Annotated in this window: 5 protein-coding genes; 3 read left to right on the top strand and 2 right to left on the bottom strand. The window is 61.3% G+C overall.

What is annotated here, in order from left to right:
* Positions 1-476: 476 nt before the first annotated feature.
* Positions 477-932, bottom strand: coding sequence for a ferritin-like domain-containing protein (locus ABD720_RS18145; protein ID WP_344765504.1), 456 nt, complete (start codon positions 930-932; stop codon positions 477-479).
* A gap of 320 nt (positions 933-1,252) precedes the next feature.
* On the opposite strand from ABD720_RS18145, the gene ABD720_RS18140 reads away from it, so the two are divergent.
* Positions 1,253-1,924: a 3-oxoacid CoA-transferase subunit A gene (locus ABD720_RS18140; protein ID WP_344765502.1), complete on the top strand. Its 672-nt coding sequence runs from the start codon at positions 1,253-1,255 to the stop codon at positions 1,922-1,924.
* Positions 1,921-2,562: a 3-oxoacid CoA-transferase subunit B gene (locus ABD720_RS18135; RefSeq protein WP_344765501.1), complete on the top strand. Its 642-nt coding sequence runs from the start codon at positions 1,921-1,923 to the stop codon at positions 2,560-2,562. Before ABD720_RS18140 ends, ABD720_RS18135 begins: the two co-directional genes overlap by 4 nt.
* Positions 2,563-2,673: 111 nt before the next feature.
* On the opposite strand, the gene ABD720_RS18130 is transcribed toward ABD720_RS18135, so the two are convergent.
* The gene (locus ABD720_RS18130) at positions 2,674-4,170 is read right to left on the bottom strand and encodes a methyl-accepting chemotaxis protein (RefSeq protein WP_344765500.1); all 1,497 of its coding nucleotides are present in this window, start codon (positions 4,168-4,170) and stop codon (positions 2,674-2,676) included.
* Positions 4,171-4,498: 328 nt separating this feature from the next.
* On the opposite strand from ABD720_RS18130, the gene ABD720_RS18125 reads away from it, so the two are divergent.
* Entirely contained in the window at positions 4,499-5,779 is a 1,281-nt protein-coding gene (locus ABD720_RS18125; RefSeq protein WP_344765498.1) for a glycerate kinase type-2 family protein, read from the top strand.
* Positions 5,780-6,019: the final 240 nt, after the last annotated feature.

The following is a 6,019-nucleotide window of genomic DNA, read 5'->3' as shown; positions in this document are numbered from 1 at the left end:
CTTTTTGGCGAAGCAAAAAGAAGTGACCGGCTGCCGGGCCGCACCCGGCTTGGCTCCACGGAGCGCAACCCGTTTTAGCTTCCGCAGACCGCAGACCGCAGACCGCGCGTCGTGGCGACCCGCAAAGCAACCTGACGCATGTTGGGCTTCGCAGCCCAACAGTCATGCAGCGCACCTTGCGGCGCCCTGAACAATGAAAGAAACTGACGGTTCGAGACTCCGTAATGCAGGGATGTCATTCGAATGGCAGTGTCGACCTGCAAAGCGCTCAATTCGTTTTACTTCACATCAACCCACCGCATCGCTGTCGGGCGAGGGCGGTGTGCGGCCGAACGGCTGATATCTTTTACGGCAAGCCAACCGAGAACGGGCAAGCCTTTCAACGCACTCTGCAACTCGACACGCCAGCGCCGACGGCACGAGCGATCGCCTCGATTCGGCAACCTCGACGCACGACCCGGCGCCGCAACAATCGTCTACTCCTTGAATTCCTCGGTCGCGCCAGGCCGACGCAGCATCTTGTTGACTTCATCCAGATGCAGTTCTTCCTGAACGATCATCTCGCGCGCATATTCTTCCAGCAAAACAGAACTGCCTTCGGCGATCTTGAGCAAATCGTAATAGGCGACCAGCGCGGTCTTTTCGTGGGCCAGGCTCTCGCGCAGGATGTCGCCGATGTCGTGCTCTTCGGTTTCCAGTAGCGTGCCGATTTTGAGGGAAGGGTGGCCGCCCAGCAGCGTGACCAGTTCGCCCGCCTTGTGGGCGTGCACCAGACTTTCGTCGGCATTGCCCTTGAGCCAGGACACAATCGGAATCCGGTTGTAGCCGTACACCATCAGCGAATAGTGGGTGTACTTCACGACCCCGGCCAACTCCAGCTCCATGATGCGATTGAGTCCGTCAATTGCCACCTGCTTTTTTGCGTCGTCCATAGCGTGCTCCTTCGTGGGTAGAGAATCCTTCAGTCGGTCGATGATGGCAACGTGCCGGATGCATTGTGCAGTAAATACGGCGTCCAATCGATGCCGTTTGTCGTTGAGTCCGGCTTGTGGAGATGCGGTTTTCGACGCATCGAGCACCGCCATTTCCCGCGCAGCCTGCGGCAGTGCCGGCATCGATACTGCGCGCCAGGCAGCGTACCCGTTTACGGTAGCCTTGGCATGGCGCGGACGGTGCTGCACGCTGGTGTCCGTCACTCGTTCCAATCGATCAGGCTTCGGCCTGGACTGTCGTAACCACATGAGGGGTCCCCGTGATCGACAAGATTTCCGTATCGCTGCAGGCAGCGGTTTCAGACATACAGGATGGTGCCGCCGTCATGATCGGCGGCTTCGGTGACGCAGGCATCCCGTCAGCGCTGATCGATGCGCTCATCGCGCAAGGCGCGCGCGACCTCACCATCATCAACAACAATGCCGGCAACGGCGACACCGGACTCGCCGCGCTGCTCAAGGCCAGGCGCGTACGCAAGATCATTTGCTCGTTCCCGCGCCAGACCGATTCGCATGTCTTCGACGCGCTGTACCGCGCCGGCGAGATCGAACTGGAACTGACCCCGCAAGGCAATCTGGCCGAGCGCATCCGCGCCGCCGGTGCCGGCATCGGCGGATTTTTTTCGCCGACGGGGTATGGCACATTGCTGGCCGAAGGCAAGGAAACCCGCTGCATCGATGGTAAGCACTACGTGCTGGAATCGCCGATCCACGCTGACGTGGCGCTGATCAAGGCACTTCGCGGCGACCGCTGGGGCAACCTGGTGTACCGCAAGGCCGCGCGCAATTTCGGTCCGATCATGGCGATGGCGGCCAAGTGCACCATTGCCCAAGTCAGTGAAGTGGTGGCGCTGGGCGAGCTCGACCCGGAACACATCATCACTCCCGGCATTTTTGTACAGCGCGTGGTCGCGCAGGAGCAGGCCAAATGAAGCGCCTGAGTCGTGATCAGATGGCGGCGCGCGTGGCGCAGGATCTGCCCGAAGGCGCGTATGTCAATCTGGGGATCGGCTTGCCGACCATGGTTGCCAATCACCTCGACAAGGACCGCGACATCTTCCTGCACAGCGAAAACGGCTTGCTTGGCATGGGCCCGGCACCGGCTCCCGGCGACGAAGACGACGACCTGATCAATGCCGGCAAGCAGCCGGTCACATTGCTGCCGGGCGGATCGTACTTCCATCACGGCGACTCGTTCGCGATGATGCGCGGCGGCCATCTGGATTTTTGCGTGCTCGGTGCGTTTCAGGTGTCGGTCACTGGCGATCTGGCCAACTGGCACACCGGCGCACCCGATGCGATTCCTGCCGTCGGTGGCGCGATGGATCTCGCCGTCGGTGCCAGGCAAGTCTTCGTGATGATGGCGCACCAGACCAAGGACGGCGCTAGCAAGATCGTTGACCGGTGTACCTATCCGCTGACCTGCATCGGCTGCGTCAGCCGGATCTATACCGACCTGGCCGTGCTGGATGTCACGCCAACCGGCCTGGTGGTGCGCGAGATGGTCGCGGGAATCACATTGGCAGAATTACAGGCTCTGACTGGCGTACCACTGACGCTGCTGGCCTGAGTACCCGCATGCGATCCGTCGCCAGCAATGGCGCGACGCGTATCGAGGTCAATGCAGTGTGCTGCCAGAGTGCTTGCAGGAAGTCCTGGCAGCCTGCATCTTCCGCTATCGTCAGCGCCGTCCTGACGGCAGCGCCAGCATCCCCGAGCGCGCCTGCGCCAGTTGCGGCCGCAGCGATCTCTGGGTCTGTTCATCGAGCCGGAACACGCTCATCACTTCGACCAGATTGGCGGCCTGGTCCTGCAGGGTTTCGGAGGCCGCTGCCGATTCTTCGACCAGCGCGGCATTTTGCTGCGTGACCTGATCCATCTGACTGATGGCCTGATTGACCTGCTCGATGCCGCGGCTCTGTTCCTGGCTGGCGTCGCTGATATCGGTCATGATCGCATTCACCTTCTGGATGCTGGCCACGATATCGGTCATGGTCGCGCCCGCTTCGCTGGCCAGCTTGCTGCCGGCATCGACGCTGATGACCGACTCGTTGATCAGTGCCGAAATGTCCTTTGCCGCGGCCGCCGAGCGTTGGGCGAGGTTGCGCACCTCGGCAGCGACTACCGCAAAACCGCGCCCCTGCTCGCCCGCGCGCGCCGCTTCGACAGCCGCATTCAGGGCCAGGATATTGGTCTGGAACGCGATGCTGTCGACCACGCTGGTGATGTCGGAAATCTTGCGCGACGACTCCGAGATCGATTTCATGGTGTCGACCACACGAGTGACAACCTGACCTCCTTTGACGGCAATGTCGGACGACGTCAGCGCCATCTGGTTGGCCTCCCGGGCGCGCTCGACATTCTGTTTCACGGTGGCGGTCATTTGCAGCATCGACGCTGCGGTTTCGCTGAGCGAGCTGGCTTGCTGTTCGGTGCGGGAGGACAAATCCAGCGTGCCGCTGGCGATCTCGCGCGAGGCCACGGCCATGGTTTCGACGCCGCTACGTACGCTGGCCACGGCGCTGTGCAGTTGCGTCACGATGCCTTGCAAGGCGACGCCACTTTCGCTTTCGACATTGCGGTTCAGCGCGGTCAGGTCGATGACGCCGGCACCTTGTGCGGTCATCCGGCTGACGCTGACTTTCAGCTCTGCGCTTTGCACCGCATCCCGATGCAGCACCACCGCCAGATACGCCAGCACGCCCGATTCGACCACCACATACGCAGCATGCGAAATCACCTTGCCTAGCCCCGGCTCGGTGAAGCAAATCACGCCATAGCCCCATTGCTGCAGATAATTGAAACTCAGGTGGTGTACTGCAATCACCGCGGCGGCGATCACGATCACGGACCAGTCGCGATAACAGAGCAACACCGCCAGCAAGACAAAGATGCCGAAATGGAGTTCCGACATGCCGGCAGCCTGATGAATATGCAGCGCGGAGAACACCATCAAGGCCGCTGCCACCACGGCGCGTGTCAGGAAACTGCCGCCGGCAGTCAGGATCAGTCCGGTCGGTATCAGGACGGCCGGCAGGCCGACCACGAGTGCCCAGGTCAGCGTGTCGTGCATGCCGGAGAGCGCCAGGCTCATCACGAATGCACCCCACAAAATACCCAGCATCAGACGGTCAGCCTGAACGTAGTTTTTTTGCAGGAAATAATTGGTATCGTTCATGTGACGGTCTCCTTGTAACTTACGGTGCGCTATGCCGATGGGCAGCTTTCTGGTTTTCATACAATTGGTGTTCAAAGCAAACATTCTCGTTACGATTGTAAATAGATTTACTTCGTAAATTAGTTCTTTTGTGAAATAAAATTCACAAAAGAAATTTATTGCTAAATTGCAAATACACGCCGACTTCTTTGGAATGATCCTCTCTTCAAGACGACCGGAATCGGTGCCGTCCCGAGCTCTTCGTGAAAACAATTCATCGGCGCCAGACCGCGCCGCACCGTCACGCTGCGGCATAATCACCCTCCCGCCCAATCCCGCAAAGTCGATCATGCCCACTCCGATCACATCTCTTGTCCCTCGTCAAATTTTGCTCGATTTGTATGCCAGCGCGGTCGCCGCTGTCAGTGCCGAAAAATGCCTGCCAGCGTTTTTGCCAGCGCCCCCGCCCAAAGGCCGCACGCTGGTCATCGGCGCCGGCAAAGGTGCCGCTGCCATGGCGCAAGTCGTCGAGCAGCACTGGCCGGGCGCGTTGTCCGGGATGGTGGTCACGCGTTACGGCCACGGTGCCGATTGCCGCCGCATTGAGGTCGTCGAAGCCGCACACCCCGTGCCGGACGAAGCCGGTCGCGATGCGGCTGGCCGCATGATGCAACTGGTGCAGGGATTGACGGAAGACGATCTGGTGCTGTGCCTGATCAGCGGTGGCGGCTCGGCACTGCTGGCCTTGCCGGGCGAGGGCATCACGCTGGAGCAGAAGCAGGCGATCAACAAGGCGCTGCTCAAAAGCGGCGCGGCGATCGGCGAAATGAATTGCGTGCGCAAGCATCTGTCGGCCATCAAGGGCGGCCGGCTTGCGCTGGCTTGCGCACCGGCGCGCGTGGTGACCCTGCTGATTTCGGATGTGCCCGGCGACGAACCCGGTGTCATCGCCAGCGGTCCGACGCTGACCGACCCGACCACCTGCGCCGAAGCGCTGGCGGTCCTCGACAAATATGCAATTATCGTCCCCGACAGCGTGCGCCAGCATCTGCAATCCGGCGCTGGCGAAACTCCGAAACCGGGTGACCCGCGCTTCGCCCGTAACACCCACCACGTCATCGCGACTGCCCAGCATGCGCTGGAAGCGGCAGCGGCCACCGCACGGGCCGCCGGTATTCCGGCGTACATCCTGTCCGATGGCATTGAAGGCGAGGCGCGCGACATCGGTCTGATGCATGCCGCGCTGGCGCGCCAGGTGGCGCTGCGCGGCCAGCCATTTGCGCGCCCCTGCGTCATCATTTCGGGTGGCGAGACGACCGTCACGGTGCGCGGCACGGGGCGGGGCGGGCGCAATGCCGAATTTCTGCTGAGTCTGGCGGTTGCGCTGGACGGGGTTGCGGATATCCACGCGATTGCCTGCGATACCGATGGCATCGATGGTTCCGAAGACAATGCCGGCGCGTTGCTGCAACCGGACTCGCTAGCCCGGGCTGGTGCGTTCGGTCTGCGCGCCAAAAAGCTGCTGGAAAATAACGATGGCTACGGCTTTTTCGATGCGCTCGGCGACCTGGTCGTGAGTGGGCCGACGCGCACCAATGTCAATGATTTTCGGGCGATTCTGGTTCTTTAGCGAGCAGGCTGGCTACGAGCATCATGGTTTGTACTGCAGTCGGCCAAGCTATTCCCCTGCCACCAGCAACGCCAGCTCCGCCGCATCGAGATAACACCATTCGCCTTCTTCCAGCCTCAGAATTGTTGGGCTGCGAAGCCCAACATGCGTCAAGCTGCCTTGTAGGTCGCCACGGCGTGCGGTCGTCGGTAGCTAAAACGGGTTGCGCTCCGTTGATGCAAGCCGGGTGCGGCCCGGCAG

Source organism: Actimicrobium antarcticum (genome assembly GCF_039536745.1).
Lineage (GTDB): Bacteria > Pseudomonadota > Gammaproteobacteria > Burkholderiales > Burkholderiaceae_D > Actimicrobium > Actimicrobium antarcticum.
This window is presented reverse-complemented; position numbering and strand designations above follow the sequence as displayed.